The following is a 20409-nucleotide window of genomic DNA, read 5'->3' as shown; positions in this document are numbered from 1 at the left end:
GATCTGGGCGCCGAGGAGGCCGATCGTCCCGCAGAGGATCACGGTGATGCGGCCCGGCAACCCGCCCGGGATCGCGGCCGCGACCGGCGGCACTTCGGGCACGGGCCGACGCCATATTGCGGCCGGATACCTGATTACGGCCGGATACCTGCTGGTTCGTCCCGACCTGCGGGCACGGGCCCCGCGGCCACCGGCTTCTGCCGCAGTACGGCAGCCCCCGCGACCAGCGCGAAGGCGAGCAGGGTGACCAGCCCGAAGGACATCACGAGCGAGGTCGCGTCCGCCACCACGCCGATCGCCGACGGCGCGATCAGCCCCGAGGCATACGTGATCGTCGCGACGCCGGCGATGGCCTGCGCCGGGGCCGGCCCGCTGCGCGCGGCCGCCGCGAAGGCCAGCGGGACCACCACCGCGATGCCGAGCCCGATCAGCCCGAAGCCCGCCATCGCTGCGGCGGGCTGGCGGACCGTCACCACGAGCAGCCCGCCCGCGGTGGCCAGCGCCCCGCCCGCCCGGACCGTGCGCACCGGCCCGAACCGGTCCACCACCCGGTCCCCGGCGAGCCGGGCGGCGGCCATGGTGAGCGCGAAGGCGGTGGTGGAGGCGGCCGCGGGCCCGGCGTCCGTGTCCAGGACGTCCCGCAGGTAGACCGCGGACCAGTCCAGGCTCGCCCCCTCCGCGAAGACCGCGCAGAACCCGATCGCGCCGATCAGCAGCGCGGATTTCGGGGGCCGCGCGAAATGCGGCGGCGCCTCGGCCTCCGCGGCGCTGTGCAGATCCAGCACTCCCCGTACGGCGACCAGGCCGGCCGCCGTCAGGGCGAGCGCGGCGACCAGGTGGTGCAGCCGCGCGTCGGCCCCGGCATGGGCGGCGATCATGCCCGCGGCCGAGCCCAGCAGTGCGCCCGCGCTCCACATGCCGTGCAGCGAGGACATGATCGAGCGGCCGAGCCGGTTCTCGGTCTCCACGCCCAGCGCGTTCATCGCCACGTCCGACATCCCTGAGGTGGCTCCGTAGACGAGGAGGGCGCAGCACAGGGTGGCCAGGTTCGGGGCGAGGCTCGGCAGGATCAGGGACAGGGTCCACAGTGCCAGCAGCGCGCGCAGCGCGGCGCGGGCCCCGAAGCGGTGGTTGATCCGGCCGGCCAGCGGCATCGCGAGCGCCGCGCCCAGGGCGGGGAAGGCGAGGGCGAGGCCCAGGGTGCCTGCGCTGAGCTGGGCGTGGTCCTGGATCCAGGGGATGCGGGTGGCGAAGGAGCCGGTGACGGCCCCGTGGGCGCAGAAGACGGCGGCGATGGCGAAGCGGGCCCGGCGCAGGCGCGCCGGGCTGAGGTCTGTTTCCCCGGTCATGGGAATTAAACTATCAGGGACCCTGCCTGATAGTTATTGCCGTGGAGCTACCTAAAATGGGCGCCGTGACTCCTGCCAAGGCCCTGATCCCCGCCGCTCCGTCGCCCGCGTCGCCGAGCACGGCCCGGGCCATCAACGACCGGCTCGCCCTGCGACTCCTCCAGGAGGAGGGGCCGCTGACCGCCACTCAGCTCAAGGCGATGACCGGCCTGTCCCGCCCCTCGGTCGCCGATCTGGTCGAGCGGCTGGCCGAGGCCGGGCTGATCGAGGTCGTGGGGGAGTCGGGCGAACAGCGCCGCGGTCCCAATGCCCGGCTGTACGGGATCGTCGCCCGCCGCGCGTACCTGGCGGCCCTGGACGTACGGACGGACAGCGCGACCGCGGTGGTCGCGGACCTGCTCGGCCGCCCGCTGGCCCGGGCCGCGCTCCCGGTGGACGCGGTCGACGAGGCCGTGGACCTGCTGGAGGCGCTCGCGCGCGAGGCCGGCGCGGACCGGCTGCACACCGTGGTGGTCGGCGCCCCGGGCCTGGTGGCCCCGGCCGACGGCGAGCTGCGCAGCATCGTCGGACTGCCGTCCTGGCACCGGGACCTGGTGGCGGCGCTCCAGCGGCGGCTGCCGGCCGCGGTGGTCGTGGAGAACGAGACCAACCTCGCGGCCCTCGCCGAACAGCGGGTCGGCGCCGCGCGGGACCTGGACTCGTTCGTGCTGCTGTGGCTCGGCGCGGGCGTCGGTGCGGCGGTGGTCCTGGACGGCCGGCTGCGCCGGGGGGCCTCCGGCGGCGCGGGGGAGATCGGCTTCCTCCCGGTGCCGGGCACGGGCCGGCTGCCCTCCGCGACGGACTGTGCGGGCGGGTTCCACGCGCTGGTCGGCCGGGAGGCGGTGGCCGCGCTCGCTGCGGAGCACGGCTACACCGGGCCGGTGGAGGAGGCGGTGGCGGGCGCCGCGGGCGAGACCTTCCTCGATGACCTGGCGCAGCGGCTCGCCCTGGGCGCGGCGGCCGTCGCGGCGGTCCTGGACCCGGGGTGCCTGGTCCTGGCGGGCGAACTCGGCCACGCGGGCGGCGCCGCCCTGGCGGCCGCGGTCGCCCGCCGGCTGACCGCACTGACCCCGGTGCCGATGGAGGTCCGCGCCACCGCCCTCGGCGACCCGGCGGTCCTCACGGGCGCCCGCCTGGCCGCTCGCGAAGCCGCCCAGTCGGAGCTCTTCGCCCCCTGACGCGCACCGGGCCGGACGGCGACGCCCTCCGCCCGGCGGCCATGCCGCCGCCCGCGGGCTCGCTCCTACTCGTCGTCGACGTTTTCGTCGTCGTGCAGGATCCGCCAGATGCGGGTGCGGTGCAGTACGTAGAGCGCGGCGACCAGGAACACCACATTCAGTCCCACGGCGAGCAGCCAGAAGACGGCCCCGCTCTCCAACTCGTCGGTCAGATAGGCGAAGTTCATGCCGAAGAACCCCGTCAGGAAGCTCAGCGGCAGAAAGATCGTCGACACGATCGCGAGACGGTTGATCACTCCGTTCTGGTCGCCGGACACCAGGGACGAGTAGGTGCCGAAGGCCCGCCGGGCGGCCTCCTGGAGGGACTCGATGTCGGCCAGTACCAGCCTGGAAGTGCGCTGGTACTCACGGGCGAGCCGCTGGCGCTCCACCGGGAAGTTGCGGTTCAACGCCCTTCGCGTCATGGCCTCCTCCGCCGACTGGTGGTAGGGGAGGAGCGTGTGGTGCAGCAGGGCTGCGGTCCGGCGCAGCCGTGCCAGGCGGTAGAGGTGCTCGGGCTGCCGCTGCCGGAACATCTCGTCTTCCAGGTCCTCCACCTCCAGAAGGGCCTGGACGGCGGACCGGCGATACGTCTCCAAGGCCTCGTCCAGCAGCAGGAACAGCATGGCCACGGTGTCGGGTGGCCTCTCGTGCGGGAGCCGGGCGGTGAGGTTCTCCACCAAGGCGGCCGGCCCGCGGTGCACCGTGACCAGGGCGCGCTCGGTGACCAGGGCGTGGATGTGAACGGCCTGGCCCCCTTCGAACGCGGGGACGACGAACGCGGCGCTGTCCCCGAGGAACTCGACCCGGGCGGATTCCCCCTCCCGGCCGAGCCACTCCACGTCCTCGGCCTCCAGGCCGAGCAGGTGGGCGACCTGCTGCTCGTCGGGCGCGGTCTCCTCGGGCAGCTCCATGTCCACGAGCAGGAAGCGGGAAGCCGCGAGGCGCTCACGTGCCTCCGACACGTGGGTGCGCGTCATGACGCCCTCAGGCATGGACACCACCGATACGATCATCGCCCCTCACCGTGGATCATGCCGCGGACCAAGCGTGACGGTATGTCCCATACTGTCGCTTATGCGGTCTCGTGCAAACGCAGTGACGGTTCCCACGTGGCGGCGGCCGCAGCCCCCCGCCCGGACGGCCTCAGCTCCTGGCCTGTGCGGCCTGTGAGGCCCGGGCCGTCAGGAAATCGGCGAAGGTGGCGCGGCCGACCGCGTGGGACGGGGTCAGGTTGCCGCCGCGGCGGAAGGCCGCGTACGCCTTTCCCGCCAGGGGCAGCGGGAACACCGTGCGCCGCCGCCCGGTCGCCGCCAGGTACTCCCGGCCCAGCTCCACCAGGGTGTGGATCTCCGGGCCGCCCATGTCCGTGACCCGGCCCGCCGGGGTCGGGACGGCGAGTTCCGCCATCCGGTCGGCGACCTCCTCCACGGCGATCGGCTGCACCCGGACCCCCTTCGGCAGCGGCAGCGGCACCACCGGCACCTTCGCGAGTGCGTCCACCGCCATGGCGACCAGGTCGTGGAACTGCGTCGTCCGCAGGATCGTCACGCCCAGCCCCGACGCCTGAAGCATCCGCTCGACCTCGTGCTTCACCGTGTAGTAGCCGAACGGCACCACATCCACCCCGACGATCGAGATGTAGAGGACGTTCGTGACCGTCCCGGCCCGCCGGGCCGCCTCGATCAGGTGCCCGGCGGCCACGTCGTCACCGCCGCGCGGGGTGCTCGCGCAGTGCACGACCACCTCCGCGCCCGCCATGGCCGCGTCCAGCCCGCTGCCGTCCCGCAGATCGACCGGGTAGTCCTTCGCGCGCCGGCTCAGGACCCGTACGTCGTGGCCCGCCGCCCGCAGCCGGGCGACGACCAGCGCGCCCAGGTTTCCGGTGCCTCCGGTGACGAGAATCGTGCTCATGGTGTCCGTTCCTTCCCTGAAGGGGTGCGTTCACCAGCCGAGACCGGACAGCCCTCAGGAATGTGACAGCTGCCGCTGAAGAAATTCCAGCTTCTCCGGATTCACCACGCTCCGCAGCCCGCAGACCAGTCCGTTCTCGATCTCCACCTGCAGGACCGCCGTCCCGCCGAAGAGCAGGGCGGGCTCCCCGTTGACCTCCGCCAAGGAGACCGGCAGGCCGGTCGCGTACTTGCGCAGTGCGCCCACCAGGAACCGTGCCACCTTGTCCCGGCCCAGGATCGGCCGCCGGGCCGCGCCCACGATCCCGCCGCCGTCCGCCACGTACTGCACGTCTGCGGTCAGCATGCTCTCCAGCCGGGCCAGGTCGCCGTCCCGCGCCGCCGTCAGGAAGGTCTCCACCAGGCTCTTCCACTGCGCCGGATCCGGCGCGAAGCGGGGGCGCGGCGCGGCCACCCGGCCCGCGGCCCGCCGGTAGAGCTGCCGGCAGTTGGCCTCGGTCAGGTCCAGCAGCCCGGCGATCTCGCGATGACCGTACGCGAAGGCCTCGCGCAGCACGTACACCGCCCGCTCCACCGGCGTCAGCTGTTCCAGCAGCACCAGCAGCGCCATGGAGATGCTGTCCCGCTGCTCCGCCGACTCCAGCGGGCCGAGCGCCCCGTCCCCGGTGAGGACCGGCTCCGGAAGCCAGGGGCCGACGTACTCCTCGCGCCGCACCCGCGCCGAGCCGAGGCGGTTCAGGCACAGGTGGGTGACGGCCTTGGCGAGCCAGGCCCCGGGGTGCTCGATGTCGTCGCGGTCGCCGGAGCTCCAGCGCAGCCAGGCGTCCTGGACGGTGTCCTCGGCCTCGGCGGCGGATCCGAGCATGCGGTAGGCGATGCCGAACATGCGGGGCCGGTGCTCCTCGAAGTCCGCGATGCGTGCGGCGTCCTGTGTGCTCACCGCAGCAGCCTACGAGGGGGACCTGCGGGAGCACGTGCGAGGACCCGGTGGCCGCCGGGCCACCGGGTCCTCACGTTCGTTCACCTACGGCACCGGCGCGAGGTCAGCAGGCGCCCTGGTCCTTCCAGACGCCCCAGTCGCCGGTGGTGCCGGGCTCCTCGTTCTGCGTCGAACTCGACGGAGGAGTCCGCGAAGGTGTCGATGCCGGCCTGGTTGACCGAGCCGTCGGCGTTGGTGGCCATCGAGTAGAAGCCGCCGGAGGCGACCCGGTTGCCGTCGTCGCCGAAGTAGCCGCCGGTCTCGGCCCAGCCGCCGACCGAGATCAGCGTCTTGACGTTCGGGTACTGCTTCTTGAATTTGTTCAGCAGATTGAAGTGGCCCTTGTACGGAAGGGCCGGGTCCATCTCGGCGCCCGCGACACCGGGCCAGGTCATCCCGGTGGCGGCGTTGTTCGCGTTGTCCGCGCCGACCGAGATCTTGTTGTCGGCGCCCACGTGGGCGAAGGCGTAGTTCAGGTGGGTGACCTTGGACCACGGGACGTTGTTGGCGAGGTAGGCGGGGGTGCCGTCCTTGCCGGTCCGCCAGCCGGTGAAATATCCGATGACGCGGCGCTGGTGGTCGGAGCCCATCTTCTCGCGGCCCTCGGAGTCGTAGACCGAGCAGTAGGGGACGTCGACACCGGGGGTCTCGTACAGCCCGTCCGGGCGACAGCTCTCTCCTGCGGACTCCGTCTGGGTGGACCCCCAGGCGCATGCGAAAAGCCCGTCGTCAGTGCGGGCAGCAGCAATCCGGCGATTGCGGCGCCGGATGCCAGGAGCATCGCTCTCGTGCGTGTGGGGGACGGCATGGTGCCTCCTGGGGAGGGGAGGATGGCGGGACGCGAAGGACACAACAGGCGGAGAAGTGGTGCGTGTTGGCCCGTGACGTGCGCACATCTGACGGGCTGTCTCCCGGGGAAGGTGAAGGGAACGTTAAGAGGACTAGACCAGCTCGTCAATAGGTCTGGACCAATCGCAGGCGTACTTGACAGAGTCGCGTGGAATCCTCTGCTTGTGACCCAGGCCACAGCCCCTCACTCGCATGGCCGCCGATCACCCGTGGCAAACTGGCAGCAGTACCAGTAAGCAGCGCACTCCGGGGTCGGTGTAATTCCGAACCGGCGGTATAGTCCGCGACCCGTCCGCAGCCAGCGGCCGGTTGATCAGGTGAAATTCCTGGACCGACGGTGAAAGTCCGGATGGGAGGCAGTGCGCGGCGGGCCAGTCACCGGTACGCCGCCGTCGGCGGTTCATCGGCGTATCCCTGCGGATACGTCCGGGCGGACCGTTATTTCGGCCTCGGCGTCCCCGCGTGTGCTGTACCGCTTCATCTGTCGTATCCCGACAGGCCCCGGAGTCCGTGCCCGATCGAGGCAGGAGGACCCGGTGGCGAACCACGCCGCGAACGCACCGCACGACGCCGACGCCGACGCGCAGGCCATGCGCCGCGCCATCGAGCTCGCCGCCCGCGGACTCGGCTCCACCAGCCCCAACCCGGTCGTCGGCTGCGTCATCACCGACGCCGCGGGCACCGTCGTCGGCGAAGGCTGGCACGAGCGGGCCGGCGGCCCGCACGCCGAGGTCCACGCCCTGCGCGCGGCAGGCGGAGCCGCCCGCGGCGGCACCGCCTACGTCACCCTCGAACCCTGCAACCACACCGGTCGTACGGGACCCTGCGCCCAGGCCCTCATCGAGGCCGGCGTCACCCGCGTGGTCTACGCCGTCTCCGACCCGAACCAGCAGGCCAGCGGCGGTGCCGCCACCCTGCGCGGCGCCGGAATCACGGCCGAGGGCGGGCTCCTGGAGGCCGAGGCCGCGGCGGGCAACACCGCCTGGCTCACCTCCGTACGCCTCGGCCGCCCGCACGTGACCTGGAAGTACGCGGCCACCCTCGACGGCCGCAGCGCCGCCGCGGACGGCACCAGCCGCTGGATCACCGGCCCGGAGTCCCGCGCCGACGTCCACCGGCTGCGCGCCGAGGCCGACGCCGTCCTCGTGGGCGGCGGCACCCTGCGCGCGGACGACCCGCACCTGGCAGTTCGCGGCGTCGCCGGCACCACTGCCGCCACCCAGCCGCTCCGCGTCGCCGTCGACACCCGCGCCGGCCTCCTGCCGACCGCCCGCATCCTCGACGACGCCGCGCCCACCCTGCTCGTCGTCGGCGAGGGCGCCGACACCCGGCACCTGCCGGGCGTCGAGCTGCTCCGGCTGCCCCTGCACGACGGCCGCATCGCCGTCCACGACCTGCTCACCCGGCTGTACGCCCGCGGCGTGCGCTCCGTCTTCCTGGAAGGCGGCCCCACCCTCGCGGGCGCCTTCCTCGCAGCCGGAGCCGTCGACCGCGTCATCGGCTACCTCGCCCCGGCGCTCCTCGGCTCCGGCCCCGCCGCCCTCGCCGACGCCGGCATCACGAACATCGCGCACGCGGTGCGCCTCTCCATCACCGAGGCCGTCCGCGTCGGCGCCGATCTCCGCATCACCGCAGTACCCGAAGCCGTCCCCACCACCGCCCCCAAGGAGCACTGAGTGTTCACCGGAATCGTCGAAGAACTGGGCGAGGTCACCGCCGTCGAGCAGCTCTCGGAGGCCTCCCGCTTCCGCCTGCGCGGCCCCGTCGTCACCGACGGCGCCAAGCACGGCGACTCCATCGCCGTCAACGGCGTCTGCCTCACCGTCGTGGAGACCGCCGACGGCGAGTTCACCGCCGACGTCATGCAGGAGACCCTCACCCGCTCCAGCCTCGGCGCCCTCCACGCGGGCTCCCGGGTCAACCTGGAGCGCCCGATGGCCCTCGGCGGACGGCTCGGCGGACACCTGGTCCAGGGGCACGTGGACGGCACCGGCGAGATCCTCTCCCGGACGCCCTCCGAGCACTGGGAGATCGTCAAGGTCGCGCTCCCGGAGCACCTTTCGAGGTACGTCGTGGAGAAGGGCTCCATCACCGTGGACGGCGTCAGCCTCACCGTGGTCGAGGCCGCCGCCGACTACTTCACCATCAGCCTCATCCCCACCACCCTCGCGCTGACCACGCTCGGCATCAAGCAGCCCGGCGACCCGGTCAACCTCGAGGTCGACGTGCTCGCCAAGTACGTCGAGCGCCTGCTGGCCGCCGGCGTGAACCCCCTGACCGCGACCTCCGACGACGGCAAGGGGACCGACCGGTGAGCGCCCTGACCTGGCTCAACGCGGAGGCCTTCGCGGTCTTCGGCCAGAAGGTCATCTGGTCCGACATGATCGGCAACCTGATGGGCCTGGCCGCCCTCGCCCTCGGCTGGCGCCGCTCCATATGGACCTGGCCGGCCCAGCTCCTGTCCGGCCTGATCCTCATAGCGGCCTACGCCTCCGCGCACCTCGCCGGCGGCGTCGGCAAGCAGCTCCTCGTCATCGGAGTGGCCGCATGGGGCTGGCGCGCCTGGCAGCTCGGCAAGCAGCGGGCCCAGGACGGCACCCTCGCGGTACGCACCGCCACCTGGACCGAGCGCGGGTTGCTCCTCGCCGGAGCGGCCCTCGGCACCCTCGCCGTCGGCGGCCTGTTCACGCTCTTCCCGGACCTGTCCTGGAGCCCGTGGGCCGACGCCTACATCTTCGTCGGCACGATCGTCGCGATGGTCGCCCAGGCCCGCGGCCTGGTCGAGTTCTGGTTCGCCTGGCTCCTCGTCGACCTGGTCGGCGTCCCGCTCGCCTTCACCAACGGACTGGCCTTCTCCGGCCTCGTCTACGTCGTCTACTTCGCGCTCGTCATGTGGGGCGCCCACGACTGGTACCAGCGCTCGCGCACCACCCCCGCCCCGGCCCTGGAAGGAGCAACGGCATGACCACCCTCAAGCCCGTACCCGACATCGACGCCGTCCTCGAGACCGCCTTCCGGCTCGACCCCGTCGAGCAGGCCATCCGCGACATCGCGGCCGGCCGCCCGGTCGTCGTCGTCGACGACGAGGACCGCGAGAACGAGGGCGACCTCGTCATCGCCGCCGAGAAGGCCACCCCCGAGATCGTCGCGTTCATGATGAGCGAGTGCCGCGGCCTGATCTGCGCCCCCATGGAGGGCCCCGAACTGGAGCGGCTCGAGCTGCCCCAGATGGTCCAGAACAACACCGAGTCGATGAAGACGGCGTTCACCGTCTCCGTCGACGCGAGCGCCGCGCACGGCGTCTCCACCGGCATCTCGGCCGCCGACCGCTCCACGACGCTGCGGATGCTCGCCGACGGCGTCTGCGGGCCCTCCGACTTCGTGCGCCCCGGCCACGTGTTCCCGCTGCGCGCCAAGCCCGGCGGCGTCCTGGTCCGCAACGGCCACACCGAGGCCGCCGTCGACCTCGCCCGCCTCGCGGGCCTGCGCCCCGTAGGCGCGATCGTGGAGATCGCCGGCGAGGACGGCATCATGCTGCGCCTGCCCGAGCTGATCCCGTTCGCCCGCAAGCACGGCCTGACGATCATCTCCATCGAGGACCTGATCGCCTACCGACGCTCCGCCGAGCCGACCGTGCGCCGCGAGGCCCAGGTCACCCTGCCGACCGCCCACGGCGACTTCACGGCCTACGGCTACCGCTCCACCGTCGACGGCGTCGAGCACGTCGCGCTCGTCCACGGCGAGATCGGCGACGGCACGGACGTCGTGGTCCGGGTCCACTCCGAGTGCCTGACCGGCGACATCTTCCACTCGCTGCGCTGCGACTGCGGCCCCCAGCTGCACGCCTCCATGGCCCGCATCAAGGAAGCGGGCCGCGGTGTGGTCGTCTACCTGCGCGGCCACGAGGGCCGTGGCATCGGACTGGTGTCCAAGCTGCGCGCGTACGAGCTCCAGGAGCGCGGCCGCGACACCCTGGACGCCAACCTGGAGCTCGGCCTGCCGGCCGACGCCCGCGACTACGCGGCCGGCGCGCAGATCCTCGCCGACCTCGGCGTGAAGAGCGTCCGGCTGCTGACCAACAACCCCGAGAAGTCCGCGGCCCTCGTACGCCACGGCATCGCGGTCAACGACCGGGTGGCCATGCCCGTGGAGGCCGGCGAGCACAATCTGCGGTACCTGCGCACCAAGCGGGACCGGATGGGCCACGACCTGCCCTGGCTGGAGCAGGCCGTGACCACCTCCGCCTGCGGCAACCAGTAGGCACGGACAACCGGCACACGCCGGCACGCACCAGTACACACACCACGAAACACGGACCACGAAGCACCGAGGAGCACAGCTGTGAGCGGCAAGGGCGCACCCGAACTGAGTGTCAGGAACTGCGGAGACCTCCGGGTCGCCGTCGTCGCGGCCCAGTGGCACGAGAAGGTCATGGACGGGCTCGTCGACGGCGCCCTGCGGGCCCTGCACGAGTTGGGCATCGACGAACCCACCCTCCTCCGCGTCCCCGGGAGCTTCGAGCTCCCGGTCGTGGCGAAGGTACTGGCCGGTCGCGGCTACGATGCCATCGTCGCCCTCGGAGTCGTCATCCGCGGCGGCACCCCGCACTTCGACTACGTCTGCCAGGGCGTCACCCAGGGCCTGGTACAGGTGTCGATCGACACCGGAGTCCCCATCGGCTTCGGCGTCCTGACGTGCGACAACGACGAGCAGGCGCTGGACCGTGCCGGGCTCGAGGGGTCGAACGAGGACAAGGGGCACGAAGCGGTCATCGCCGCCGTCTCCACCGCTGCGACCTTGCGGTCCGTCAGCGAACCCTGGCGCTGAGTGGCGGCGGGGGACCCCGTATTCTGAGGACCATCATGGCGAACGAATCCCTCAAGAGCTTCGAAGAGCTCTTCACCGAGCTCCAGCTCAAGGCCGCCAACGGCGACCCCAGCTCCTCCCGTACCGCCGAGCTCGTCGGCAAGGGCGTCCATGCCATCGGCAAGAAGGTCGTCGAGGAGGCCGCCGAGGTCTGGATGGCCGCCGAGTACGAGAGCAAGGAAGCCGCCGCCGAGGAGATCTCCCAGCTGCTGTACCACGTCCAGGTGATGATGGTCGCGCGCGGGATCTCCCTCGACGACGTCTACGCGCACCTCTAGGCCGGAGCCCCACGCGGGTCCCCGCAGGTCCCCCGCACCACCCACACCCATCGCCACCCACGCACTGAAGGAAGCCCCATGCTGCGCATCGCCGTCCCCAACAAGGGTTCACTCTCCGGACCGGCGTCGGCGATGCTGCATGAGGCCGGCTACCGCCAGCGCAAGGAGTCCAAGGAGCTCGTGGTCGTCGACCCCGAGAACGGGGTGGAGTTCTTCTACCTCCGCCCCAAGGACATCGCGATCTACGTCTCCTCGGGCAAGCTCGACATCGGCATCACCGGCCGTGACCTGCTGCTCGACTCCGGCGCCAGCGCGGAGGAGATCCTCCCGCTGAACTTCGGCCGCTCCACCTTCCGCTATGCCACCAAGCCCGGCACCGCGAACGGCCCCGAGGACTTCCACGGGATGACGATCGCGACCTCGTACGAGGGAATCGTCGCCAAGCACCTCGCCGAGAAGGGCATCGACGCCTCCGTCGTGCACCTGGACGGCGCGGTCGAGACCGCCATCCAGCTCGGCGTCGCCCAGATCATCGCGGACGTCGTCGAGACCGGCACCAGCCTGCGCAACGCCGGCCTGGAGGTCATCGGCGAGCCGATCCTCACCTCCGAGGCCGTGGTCATCCGCGGCAACGGCACCTCCGCCGACAACCCGCAGGCCCAGCAGTTCCTGCGCCGCCTCCAGGGCGTCCTGGTGGCCCGCAGCTACGTGATGATGGACTACGACTGCCGCGCCGAGCACCTGGAGCGGGCCGTCGCCCTCACCCCGGGCCTGGAGTCGCCGACCGTCTCCCCGCTGCACAACGAGGGCTGGGTCGCCGTCCGCGCGATGGTCCCGGCCAAGGAGGCGCAGCGGATCATGGACGACCTGTACGAGCTCGGCGCGCGCGCGATCCTCACCACCTCGATCCACGCCTGCCGTCTCTGACCCGTACGCTCCCCCGATCCGTACGTCCCCCCGCAGAAGGCATCACCAGCATCATGGCCGAGTCCGCCGCCCAGCCCGCACCGCCCGCCCTGCCGGTCACCTTCCGGCCGACCCGTACCCGGGCCGTCCTGCTGGGCGCCGGGCTCGCCATGTTTGCCACCATCACGGCGATCGCCCTCCTGCTGGAGAACCTCGGCCCGGGGGAGCGGATGAGCTTCATCTTCACCGCCGTCCTGCTGTCCTGCGTACTCGTCCTGCTCAGCCGCCCCAAGGTGGTCGCGGACGAGGCGGGCGTCACCGTGGTGAACCTGACCAACACCCGCCGCCTGGAGTGGGCGCAGATCCTGCGCGTCAACCTCCGCCCGGGCGACCCGTGGGTGTTCCTGGACCTCAGCGACGGTACGAGCCTGCCCGCCCTCGGCATCCAGCCCGGCGTGGCGAAGCAGCAGGCCATCGGCGACGCCCGCGCCCTGCGCGCGCTCGCCGAAGCCCGGGGAACCGGGCCGCACGACCACTGAGTCGGCCGCCGCGCGGGCCTCGAACGGGCCTCGGGCAGGCCTTGGACGGCTCTCGGGCGAAGCACCGGAGCCGCAGCCGACCGCTGCGTCCCATTGCGGCGGCGATCTCAGTGACTACCCTGGTGGCGGGGCGCACCCGTGCGCCCTCCCACCGGCCCCGGGACCCCGAGGTCCGGGGGCAACTGCGACTTGAGGAGTGACTCCCTCCAGCAATGGACGGATCGTCCGGTAGTACCCGCGCCGCCCTCCCCACGGAGGCGGCGGCATGACCATCCCGCTACTCCTGCTTGTGGCGGCATTCGCCCTGATCCTCGCCAACGGCTTCTTCGTGGCGGCCGAGTTCGGCCTCGTCACCGTGGAACGACCCGAGGCCGAACGCGCCGCAGCCGACGGCGACCGCCGTGCCCGCACGGTGGTCGAGGCCCTGCGGGAGCTGTCCTTCCAGCTCTCCGGCACCCAGCTCGGCATCACCATCACCTCCCTCGTGGTCGGCATGCTCGCCGAACCGGCCCTCGCCGGACTGCTGGACGGGCCGCTCGCGGCGACCGGCCTGCCCGCGGGAGCCGTTTCCGGCGTCGCCGTGTTCACCGGCATGCTGCTCGCCTCCGCCGTCCAGATGGTCGTCGGCGAGCTCGTCCCGAAGAACTGGGCGGTCTCCCGGCCGCTGCAGGTGGCCCGGTTCGTGGCCGGCCCGCAGCAGGTCTTCTCCCGCGCCTTCCGGCCGGTCATCGCCGGCCTCAACGCCGTCGCCAACCGCCTCGTGCGGGCGCTCGGCGTGGAACCGGCCGACGAGACGGCCTCCGCCCGCACCCCCGGCGAACTGGTCTCCCTGGTCCGCCATTCGGCCCAGGCCGGCGCCCTCGAACAGGACACCGCCGACCTCTTCGTACGGACCCTCTCGCTGGGCGAGCTCACGGCCCAGCACGTCATGACCCCCCGGGTGAAGGTCAGCGCCCTCCAGCACACGGCCACCGCGGCCGACGTGCTCAACCTGACCCGCGCCACCGGGCTGTCCCGGTTCCCGGTCTACCGGGAGCGCATCGACGAGGTCACCGGTGTCGTCCACCTCAAGGACGCCCTCGCCGTGCCCGAGTCCGAGCGCGCCCGCACCACCGTGAGCCGGATCTGCGTCGCCCCGCTGCTGGTGCCCGGCTCGCTGCCGGTGCAGCCGCTGCTGGAGCGGCTGCGCAGCGAGCAGCCGATGGCCGTGGTCGTCGACGAGTACGGCGGCACCGCCGGGGTGGTCACCCTGGAGGACATCGTGGAGGAGCTCGTCGGCGAGGTCCGCGACGAGCACGACCTCGCCGAGGACGACGGCCCCGAACTGGCCGCGGTGCCCGCCGAGGACGGCCGGCCCTCCTGGGAGGCCGACGGCAGCTGCCGGGTGCAGACCCTGCGCCGGATAGGCCTCGAGGTGCCCGAAGGCCCGTACGAGACCGTCGCCGGCCTCGTCGCCGACCTGCTCGGCCGGATCCCCGCCCCCGGCGACCGCGCCGAACTGCCCGGCTGGAAGCTGTCCGTCCGCCAGGTCGGCCGCTACCGCGCCGAGCGGGTCCGGCTGGTGCGGCTGCTCCCGGCCCCCCACCCCGCCCCGACCATCCAGCCCGCCCCCGCTGCCCGCCCGGCCGCGGCCTCGCCCGCACGGCGGCCGGCGTCCCCCGAGCCCGGCCCCGCCGCCGGGCACCCGGCCGAGAGGGAGGCGGCCGTCCGATGAACGCCCTGCAACTGCTCTTCGCCCTGCTGCTGGTCCTCGCCAACGGGTTCTTCGTGGGCGCCGAGTTCGCCCTCGTGTCCGTGCGACGCAGCCAGATCGAGCCGCAGGCCGCCACGTCCAAGCGCGCCCGGCAGGTGCTGCACGGCCTGGAGAACCTGCCGCGGATGATGGCGGCGGCCCAGTTCGGCATCACCGTCTGCTCCCTGACCCTGGGCGCGGTCGCCGAGCCGACGATGGCCCGCCTGCTGGAGCCGCTCTTCCACGCGGCGCACCTCCCGCAGGGCATGATCCACCCGCTGGGCTACGCGGTGGCGCTCGCCGCCGTCGTCTTCCTGCACCTGGTCATCGGTGAGATGGTGCCCAAGAACCTCGCCATGGCCGCGCCGGAGAAGACCGCACTCTGGTTCAGCCCGGGCCTGGTGGCCTTCGCCCGGCTGTGCGGCCCCGTCACCACCGCGCTGGGCTCCTGCGCGCACCTGGTGCTCCGCCTCTTCAAGGTGGAGCCCAAGGACGAGGTCGAGGCCGTCTACACCAGCGCCCAGCTCGGCCGGCTCGTCGAGGACTCCCGGCAGGCCGGGCTCCTCGAGCCGAGCGAGCAGGAGCGCCTGGAGGACGCCCTGGAACTGGGCAGCCGCCCGGTCACCGACGTCCTGCTCGCCCGGGACCGGCTCGTCACGGTCGGCCCCTCGGCGACCCCGCGGCAGATCGAGCAGCTGACGGTCCGCACCGGCTACTCCCGCTTCCCCGTCCGCTCCGAGAACGGCGCCTTCATGGGCTACCTGCACGTCAAGGACGTGCTGGACCTCGAGGACCGGGAGCGGGCCGTGCCCCAGCGGGTCTGGCGCCGCATGACCACCCTGTCCGCCACCCTCCCGCTGGACGACGCGCTCAGCGTCATGCGCCGCGACGCCACCCATCTGGCCCAGGTCGCCGACCCGGCCGGACGGGTGCTGGGCCTCGTCGCCCTGGAGGACGTCCTGGAGATGCTGGTGGGCGAGGTACGCGACCCCGCGCACCGCATCCCGGCCCGTCGGCCCGGCCCCCGCCCGGAGGGCGCCCTGATCGGCTGATTCCGCCGCCGTGGCCCTGCGGGAGCGAAGCCCCCGCAGGGCCACGGCTACAGCGGCGGCGGCTCCGGGCGGTCGCGGTCCTGCGGGCCCCGGCCCGACAGGACCTCCCCGTACGCCTGCATCAGGTCGGGCAGCCGCAGCGTCGCCAGGTCGTCCCGGGAGGGCTCGCCGGGGAACCCCGCCAGCCGCAGATCCCGGTACGCGCAGCTCTTCTCGTACAGGGTGCGCAGGAAGCGGCCGTTGCCCAACTCGTCGATCCAGCCCTGCTCCACCACGTGCCCGCTGATGCTGCGCAGCTCATCGAGGGCCTCCTCGTCCCAGCAGTCCCCGTTCGCGTCCGCCAGCACCCCGCCGATCGCGGTCAGTTCCAGCGGCCGGTAGCTGGGGAAGTCCACCCGGGTGGTGAACCGCGAGGACAGCCCCGGATTGGCGGCCAGCAGCCGGTCCATCCCGGCCGGATAGCCCGCCAGGATCACCACCAGGTGGTCCCGGTTGTCCTCGGCCCGCTTCAGCAGCACCTGGAGCGCCTCGTCCCCGTACGCATCGCCCTTGCTGTATCCGGTGTTGGAGAGGCTGTACGCCTCGTCCACGAACAGCACCCCGCCGATCGCGGAATCGATCAGCTCATTCGCCTTCACGGCGGTCTGCCCGAGGAACTCGCCCACCAGATCGGCCCGTTGGGCCTCCACCAGATGGTCCCCGCCGAGCAGTCCGAGCGCGTAGAAGACCCGGCCCAGGATCCGCGCCACGGTCGTCTTGCCCGTGCCCGAGGGCCCGGAGAACACGAAATGCCGCTTCGGGGGCTGTACCGGCAGACCCTGCCCGGCCCGCAGCCGGGCCATGTGCAGCTGCGCCGAGAGCGCCTTCACCTGCCGCTTCACCGGCTCCAGGCCCACCATCCGCTCGAGCTCCGCGAGCGCCTCGGCGAGCATCGCCGGATCGGACGGCCCGGCCGGCAGTCCCCCGGGCGCGGTCTGCGGCGGGACCGCCACCTTGCGGCGTACGCCTTCCACCCGGTCCGTGCCCGGAGCCCCGAACCGCGGATCCGGCTCCGGTGCGACCAGCGGGTCCGGCTCCACCTGCCCGTCCGCCGTGATGTCCTGGACGGGCCCGCCGCCGAGGGCCACCGCCGCGAAATCCCCGCCGACCGGGGACAGATCATGGCCGCCGTACCCCTCGTAGCCGGCCGCGGCGTACCCCGCGTACCCGTCCGCTCCGTCGACGTAGTCGCTGTCCTCGATCGCCGTCAGCCGGGCCGCCGTGTCCATGAACGCCGGGTCCACCCGGTGCACCGCCCGGTACAGCGGCAGCGCCGCCGCGCTGCGCCCGGTCCCCTCGTGCGCCCGGGCCAGCCAGTACCGCAGCTCCTTGCGCTGCGGCTGCTCGCTGCGGCAGCGCATCAGCGCCGCCGACAGCATCGGCTCGGCCTGCCCGTACATCTCCAGCCGGACCCGGGCCATCCCGCCGAACAGGCCCGCCTCGATGCCCAGCAGCGGATCGCCCACCAGCGGCTCGGTGTGCCGCACCAGCTGCTCCCAGTCCTTGACCAGGTAGGCCCGGCAGGCGTGCAGGAACCGCACCTGCGTATCGGTGTCCACCGGCGGCAGCGCGGCCAGCGCCTGGTCCAGCTCGGGGACGTGCCGGCCGTCCAGCCAGTGCGAGGCGTGGGCCAGCAGGAGGTCGCGCCGGCTCTCCAGCACGGGCTGCACCCACCAGCCGAGCCAGTACCAGGAGTTCAGCGTCCGCCGGTGGCGGGCCCGCTGCTCGCCGAAGCGGTCGCGGTGGGCGTACATGCGCAATAAGGCGTTCGTGGTGTCCACCCGGAGCGCGTGCAGGCCCAGCCACGCGTCGGCCATCGAGGGATCCAGTCGTACGGCCGTCCGGAACTCCTCCTCGGCCTGCGGATAGGCGCCCATGGTGCAGGCGTCCACCCCGCGCAGCCAGGCGAGTTCGGCCGGGGCGTGCGTGCCCGGCGCGGCGAAATCCATCACATCCCCCACAAGCCTGCCCCCGTGGTGCACAGCAACCCCCGCGTCGCGCCCGCGAGTTGTCCACTGCGCCGATGAAATCAGGGATGCATCGTACCTGCGGCTACGCACCATACGTAGGGTGCGGCGGGCACCGGTCGGCGGCTTGCCTCAGGCGTGCAAGGTGACGCAGGGTGAAGATTTCGGGGAGGCGGGGCCCCTGTGGCGCCGGTGTGAAGCCGGGTGGGGGCAGAACGAAGCCCCCGATCACGGGGGAACAATCGGGGGCTTCGCGTCCGCTGCGGCCTGGAAAGACCGCGCATTCAGAACGTAAGGCCGGTGCGGGGCCCAGGTCAAGCAAGTCGGTGCAGGCCCGCGCAAGCGGTTTTACGGCGCGGCTCAGGCCCGGGGGAGTCCGTCACCTTCCGTGACGGAAGCGGCCCTTCCGGCGGTCGCATCCGTCACTGAAGACCACTCGTATCCCGTACCACTCTGGCGTACCAAAGTGTCGGCGAAGGGGCGCGAAGGATCATCCGAGAAGTGCGCGCGCTCCGCTCGCTCCCATCCGTCCCAGAAGTCGGAAAGTTCACGCCCGTCCCGGTTTCGCCCGCGCCCCCAGGACTGCGCGCGCGGTGTCTCCATCCACAGCAGCCACGCCAGATACGGGCGCAGCGCCCGCCGCCCGGCCCCGACCCCCTCGACGAGCAGCACCGGCACCGGCTCCAGCACCCGCTCCGGGCCGAACCGGCGCTCCACCCAGTCGTACGGCGCCCAGTGGGCGGCCCGCCCGGCGGCCAGCGGTTCCAGCACCTGTGCGCACAGCCGCTCCGGCCAGCCGAACAGCTCCTCGTGGGTGGCCACGTCGTCCAGGTGCAGCACCGGCACCCCGCCCAGCGCCTCGGCGAGCCGTCCGGCGAACGTGCTCTTCCCGGACCCGGCGTGCCCGTCGATGCCGATCAGCCGGACGGGGCCGAGGGAGGGCGGCAGGGTGGCGAGTTCGCGCGCGAGTGACTGAAGTGACTGCTGAGGCTCCACGCGGCCAGCGTATGGCAGGTGGAGGGAGGGTGGGGGACAAGCCCGCGGGCCCTGGCCGACCCGGCCCGCGGCCCCGCGTCACTCACCCCCGACACGGGGCCGCGGCTTCGGCGCCCGATGGGCGGGAACTGGAAGGGTGGGAGAGCCGACCCGCCGCACCGACCCTTGGGGGCCACGCCGATGACCGCACCCACACCACGCCGGGCCCTGCTCGCCGTCGCCCTCGCGGCCGCCGCCGCGGCCACCGTTCCCGGCGGCCCGGCCTCCGCCGCCGAGGCGCCCCGCGGCGAGCCGGAACCGGGCGGCGCCCCGGGGGCCGAGACCCCGGGGGCCGGTGACACCGGCAGCGCGCCGGCCGCAGCCAGCGCCGGCGGGACGGTCGACAACCGGTTCTGGTACGCGTACGCGCACTGGCGGGCCGGCACCCACCAGGGCACCGCCGCCCTCGCCGGCGACCGCCCCGGCCTCGTGATCGGGACCCCGGCCGGCCGCACCGAGTACACCGACCCGCACACCGGGAGGAGGAGCGACTGGGAGTACGCCGCCTGGACCTCCCCGGTGCACCGCTCCACCGTGCCCGGCACCGAGGCCATCGCCTCCTGGAACGCCCACACCCCGGCCGGCACCTGGATCCAGGTCGAACTGCGCGCCACCTACGGCAGCGGCGCCGCCACCCCCTGGTACGTGCTCGGCCGCTGGGCCTCCGGCGACGGCGACATCCGGCGCACCTCCGTGGACGGCCAGACCGACGGCACGTCCACCGTGTGGACCGACACCCTGGCCGTCGACGCCCCCGCGCGGGCGAACGGCGTACGCATCACGGACTGGCAGCTGCGCCTGACCCTCCACCGCAAGCCCGGCGCCGCCCAGGGGCCGACGGTGTGGCTGGCCGGGGCCATGGTCTCCGACGTCCCGGACCGGTTCACCGTCCCCGCCTCCGCCCCCTCGGGCAAGGCCCACGAGCTGAAGGTCCCGCGTTACTCGCAGGAGATCCACACCGGCCAGTACCCCCAGTACGACAACGGCGGCGAGGCCTGGTGCAGCCCCACCTCCTCCCAGATGATCATCGAGTACTGGGGTCGCAAGCCCGCCCCCGAGGACCTGGCCTGGGTCGATTCCCGTTACGCCGACCCGCAGGTCTGCCACGCGGCCCGCTCCACCTACGACAGCGCCTACAAGGGCTGTGGCAACTGGCCCTTCAACGCCGCCTACGCCGCCACCTACAGCGGGCTCGCCGGGGTCGTCACCCGGCTCCGCTCCCTCGCCGACCTGGAGACCCTGGTCCGCTCGGGCATCCCGGCGATCACCTCCCAGTCCTTCCGCGCCGAGGAGCTCGCGGGCGCGGGCTACGGCACCGCCGGCCACCTGATGACCGTCATCGGCTTCACCGCGGCCGGGGACGTGGTCGCCAACGACCCGAACTCGCCCGACGACCTGGCCGTCCGCCGCGTCTACAAGCGCCGCGAATGGGAGAACGTGTGGCTGCGCACCAAGCGCCACAACGCCGCCGGAAAGACCGTCACCGGCTCGGGAGGCATCTGCTACCTGTACGTCCCGGCCCGGCCGAGCCTCGCCCAGATCCTGGCCCTGCGGGCGGTGGGCGTGCTGTGAGGCGGGCGCCGAAACTCCCCGTTGACCCGGGGGGTAGATAAGCGCAACATAAGGGCATAAAGGGCACATAAAGTCCA

The 20409-nt window shown here is 72.8% G+C and carries 18 protein-coding genes, 1 pseudogene and 1 riboswitch; of the genes and pseudogenes, 12 read left to right on the top strand and 7 right to left on the bottom strand.

Annotated elements, in window-relative coordinates; translation table 11 throughout:
• Positions 1-134: 134 nt before the first annotated feature.
• A complete protein-coding gene (locus AB0I68_RS21025; protein WP_363178841.1) occupies positions 135-1349 on the bottom strand; it encodes an MFS transporter in 1215 nt (404 codons plus the stop codon).
• Between the two features lie 56 nt (positions 1350-1405).
• On the opposite strand from AB0I68_RS21025, the gene AB0I68_RS21020 reads away from it, so the two are divergent.
• Positions 1406-2566: an ROK family transcriptional regulator gene (locus tag AB0I68_RS21020; protein WP_363178941.1), complete on the top strand. Its 1161-nt coding sequence runs from the start codon at positions 1406-1408 to the stop codon at positions 2564-2566.
• Positions 2567-2631: 65 nt separating this feature from the next.
• Here AB0I68_RS21020 and AB0I68_RS21015 read toward each other — a convergent pair whose 3' ends face one another.
• The 4 genes and pseudogenes from AB0I68_RS21015 to AB0I68_RS21000 form a co-directional block, all read right to left on the bottom strand.
• Complete coding sequence (locus AB0I68_RS21015) at positions 2632-3600, bottom strand: CorA family divalent cation transporter (protein ID WP_363178940.1); 969 nt, start codon at positions 3598-3600, stop codon at positions 2632-2634.
• Positions 3601-3751: 151 nt separating this feature from the next.
• A complete protein-coding gene (locus AB0I68_RS21010; RefSeq protein ID WP_363178840.1) occupies positions 3752-4519 on the bottom strand; it encodes an NAD(P)H-binding protein in 768 nt (255 codons plus the stop codon).
• A gap of 54 nt (positions 4520-4573) precedes the next feature.
• Entirely contained in the window at positions 4574-5458 is an 885-nt protein-coding gene (locus AB0I68_RS21005) for an RNA polymerase sigma-70 factor (protein ID WP_363178838.1), read from the bottom strand.
• Between the two features lie 170 nt (positions 5459-5628).
• A pseudogene (locus AB0I68_RS21000) lies at positions 5629-6305 on the bottom strand (glycosyl hydrolase family 18 protein); the annotation flags it as partial.
• Between the two features lie 278 nt (positions 6306-6583).
• A riboswitch (FMN riboswitch) is annotated at positions 6584-6713 on the top strand.
• 223 nt (positions 6714-6936) lie between these two features.
• Here AB0I68_RS21000 and ribD point away from each other — a divergent pair.
• From ribD to AB0I68_RS20950, 10 genes are all read left to right on the top strand, one after another.
• Positions 6937-8022: a bifunctional diaminohydroxyphosphoribosylaminopyrimidine deaminase/5-amino-6-(5-phosphoribosylamino)uracil reductase RibD gene (gene ribD, locus AB0I68_RS20995; protein ID WP_363178938.1), complete on the top strand. Its 1086-nt coding sequence runs from the start codon at positions 6937-6939 to the stop codon at positions 8020-8022.
• Positions 8023-8661, top strand: a complete 639-nt coding sequence (locus AB0I68_RS20990; RefSeq protein WP_363178837.1) for a riboflavin synthase — start codon at positions 8023-8025, stop codon at positions 8659-8661. It abuts the gene before it with no gap.
• On the top strand, positions 8658-9311 hold the full coding sequence (locus AB0I68_RS20985) for a nicotinamide mononucleotide transporter family protein (protein WP_363178836.1): 654 nt from the start codon (positions 8658-8660) through the stop codon (positions 9309-9311). The genes AB0I68_RS20990 and AB0I68_RS20985 overlap by 4 nt, the downstream gene beginning before the upstream one ends.
• Positions 9308-10606, top strand: a complete 1299-nt coding sequence (locus tag AB0I68_RS20980) for a bifunctional 3,4-dihydroxy-2-butanone-4-phosphate synthase/GTP cyclohydrolase II (RefSeq protein WP_363178835.1) — start codon at positions 9308-9310, stop codon at positions 10604-10606. Before AB0I68_RS20985 ends, AB0I68_RS20980 begins: the two co-directional genes overlap by 4 nt.
• An 81-nt stretch (positions 10607-10687) precedes the next feature.
• Positions 10688-11173 (top strand): 6,7-dimethyl-8-ribityllumazine synthase, encoded by a 486-nt coding sequence (ribH, locus tag AB0I68_RS20975; protein ID WP_363178834.1) that lies wholly within the window; start codon positions 10688-10690, stop codon positions 11171-11173.
• Between the two features lie 35 nt (positions 11174-11208).
• On the top strand, positions 11209-11490 hold the full coding sequence (locus AB0I68_RS20970) for a phosphoribosyl-ATP diphosphatase (protein ID WP_363178833.1): 282 nt from the start codon (positions 11209-11211) through the stop codon (positions 11488-11490).
• 78 nt (positions 11491-11568) lie between these two features.
• Positions 11569-12417: an ATP phosphoribosyltransferase gene (gene hisG, locus AB0I68_RS20965; RefSeq protein ID WP_363178832.1), complete on the top strand. Its 849-nt coding sequence runs from the start codon at positions 11569-11571 to the stop codon at positions 12415-12417.
• A gap of 53 nt (positions 12418-12470) precedes the next feature.
• Complete coding sequence (locus AB0I68_RS20960) at positions 12471-12935, top strand: PH domain-containing protein (RefSeq protein WP_363178831.1); 465 nt, start codon at positions 12471-12473, stop codon at positions 12933-12935.
• Positions 12936-13200: 265 nt separating this feature from the next.
• Positions 13201-14649 (top strand): hemolysin family protein, encoded by a 1449-nt coding sequence (locus AB0I68_RS20955; RefSeq protein WP_363178830.1) that lies wholly within the window; start codon positions 13201-13203, stop codon positions 14647-14649.
• Complete coding sequence (locus AB0I68_RS20950) at positions 14646-15719, top strand: hemolysin family protein (RefSeq protein ID WP_363178829.1); 1074 nt, start codon at positions 14646-14648, stop codon at positions 15717-15719. The genes AB0I68_RS20955 and AB0I68_RS20950 overlap by 4 nt, the downstream gene beginning before the upstream one ends.
• Before the next feature lie 47 nt (positions 15720-15766).
• On the opposite strand, the gene AB0I68_RS20945 is transcribed toward AB0I68_RS20950, so the two are convergent.
• Both AB0I68_RS20945 and AB0I68_RS20940 read right to left on the bottom strand, forming a co-directional pair.
• A complete protein-coding gene (locus tag AB0I68_RS20945; protein ID WP_363178828.1) occupies positions 15767-17707 on the bottom strand; it encodes an AAA family ATPase in 1941 nt (646 codons plus the stop codon).
• A 378-nt stretch (positions 17708-18085) separates the two neighbouring features.
• On the bottom strand, positions 18086-18721 hold the full coding sequence (locus AB0I68_RS20940; protein ID WP_363178827.1) for a hypothetical protein: 636 nt from the start codon (positions 18719-18721) through the stop codon (positions 18086-18088).
• A 180-nt stretch (positions 18722-18901) separates the two neighbouring features.
• Here AB0I68_RS20940 and AB0I68_RS20935 point away from each other — a divergent pair, with 180 nt between their 5' ends.
• Complete coding sequence (locus AB0I68_RS20935) at positions 18902-20332, top strand: peptidase C39 family protein (RefSeq protein WP_363178826.1); 1431 nt, start codon at positions 18902-18904, stop codon at positions 20330-20332.
• The last annotated feature ends 77 nt before the right edge of the window (positions 20333-20409 follow it).

Source organism: Streptomyces sp. NPDC050448, assembly GCF_040655295.1.
Classification (GTDB): Bacteria; Actinomycetota; Actinomycetes; order Streptomycetales; family Streptomycetaceae; genus Streptomyces.
Note: the sequence above shows the minus strand (reverse complement) of the source record. Positions and strands in the feature narration are given on the sequence as shown.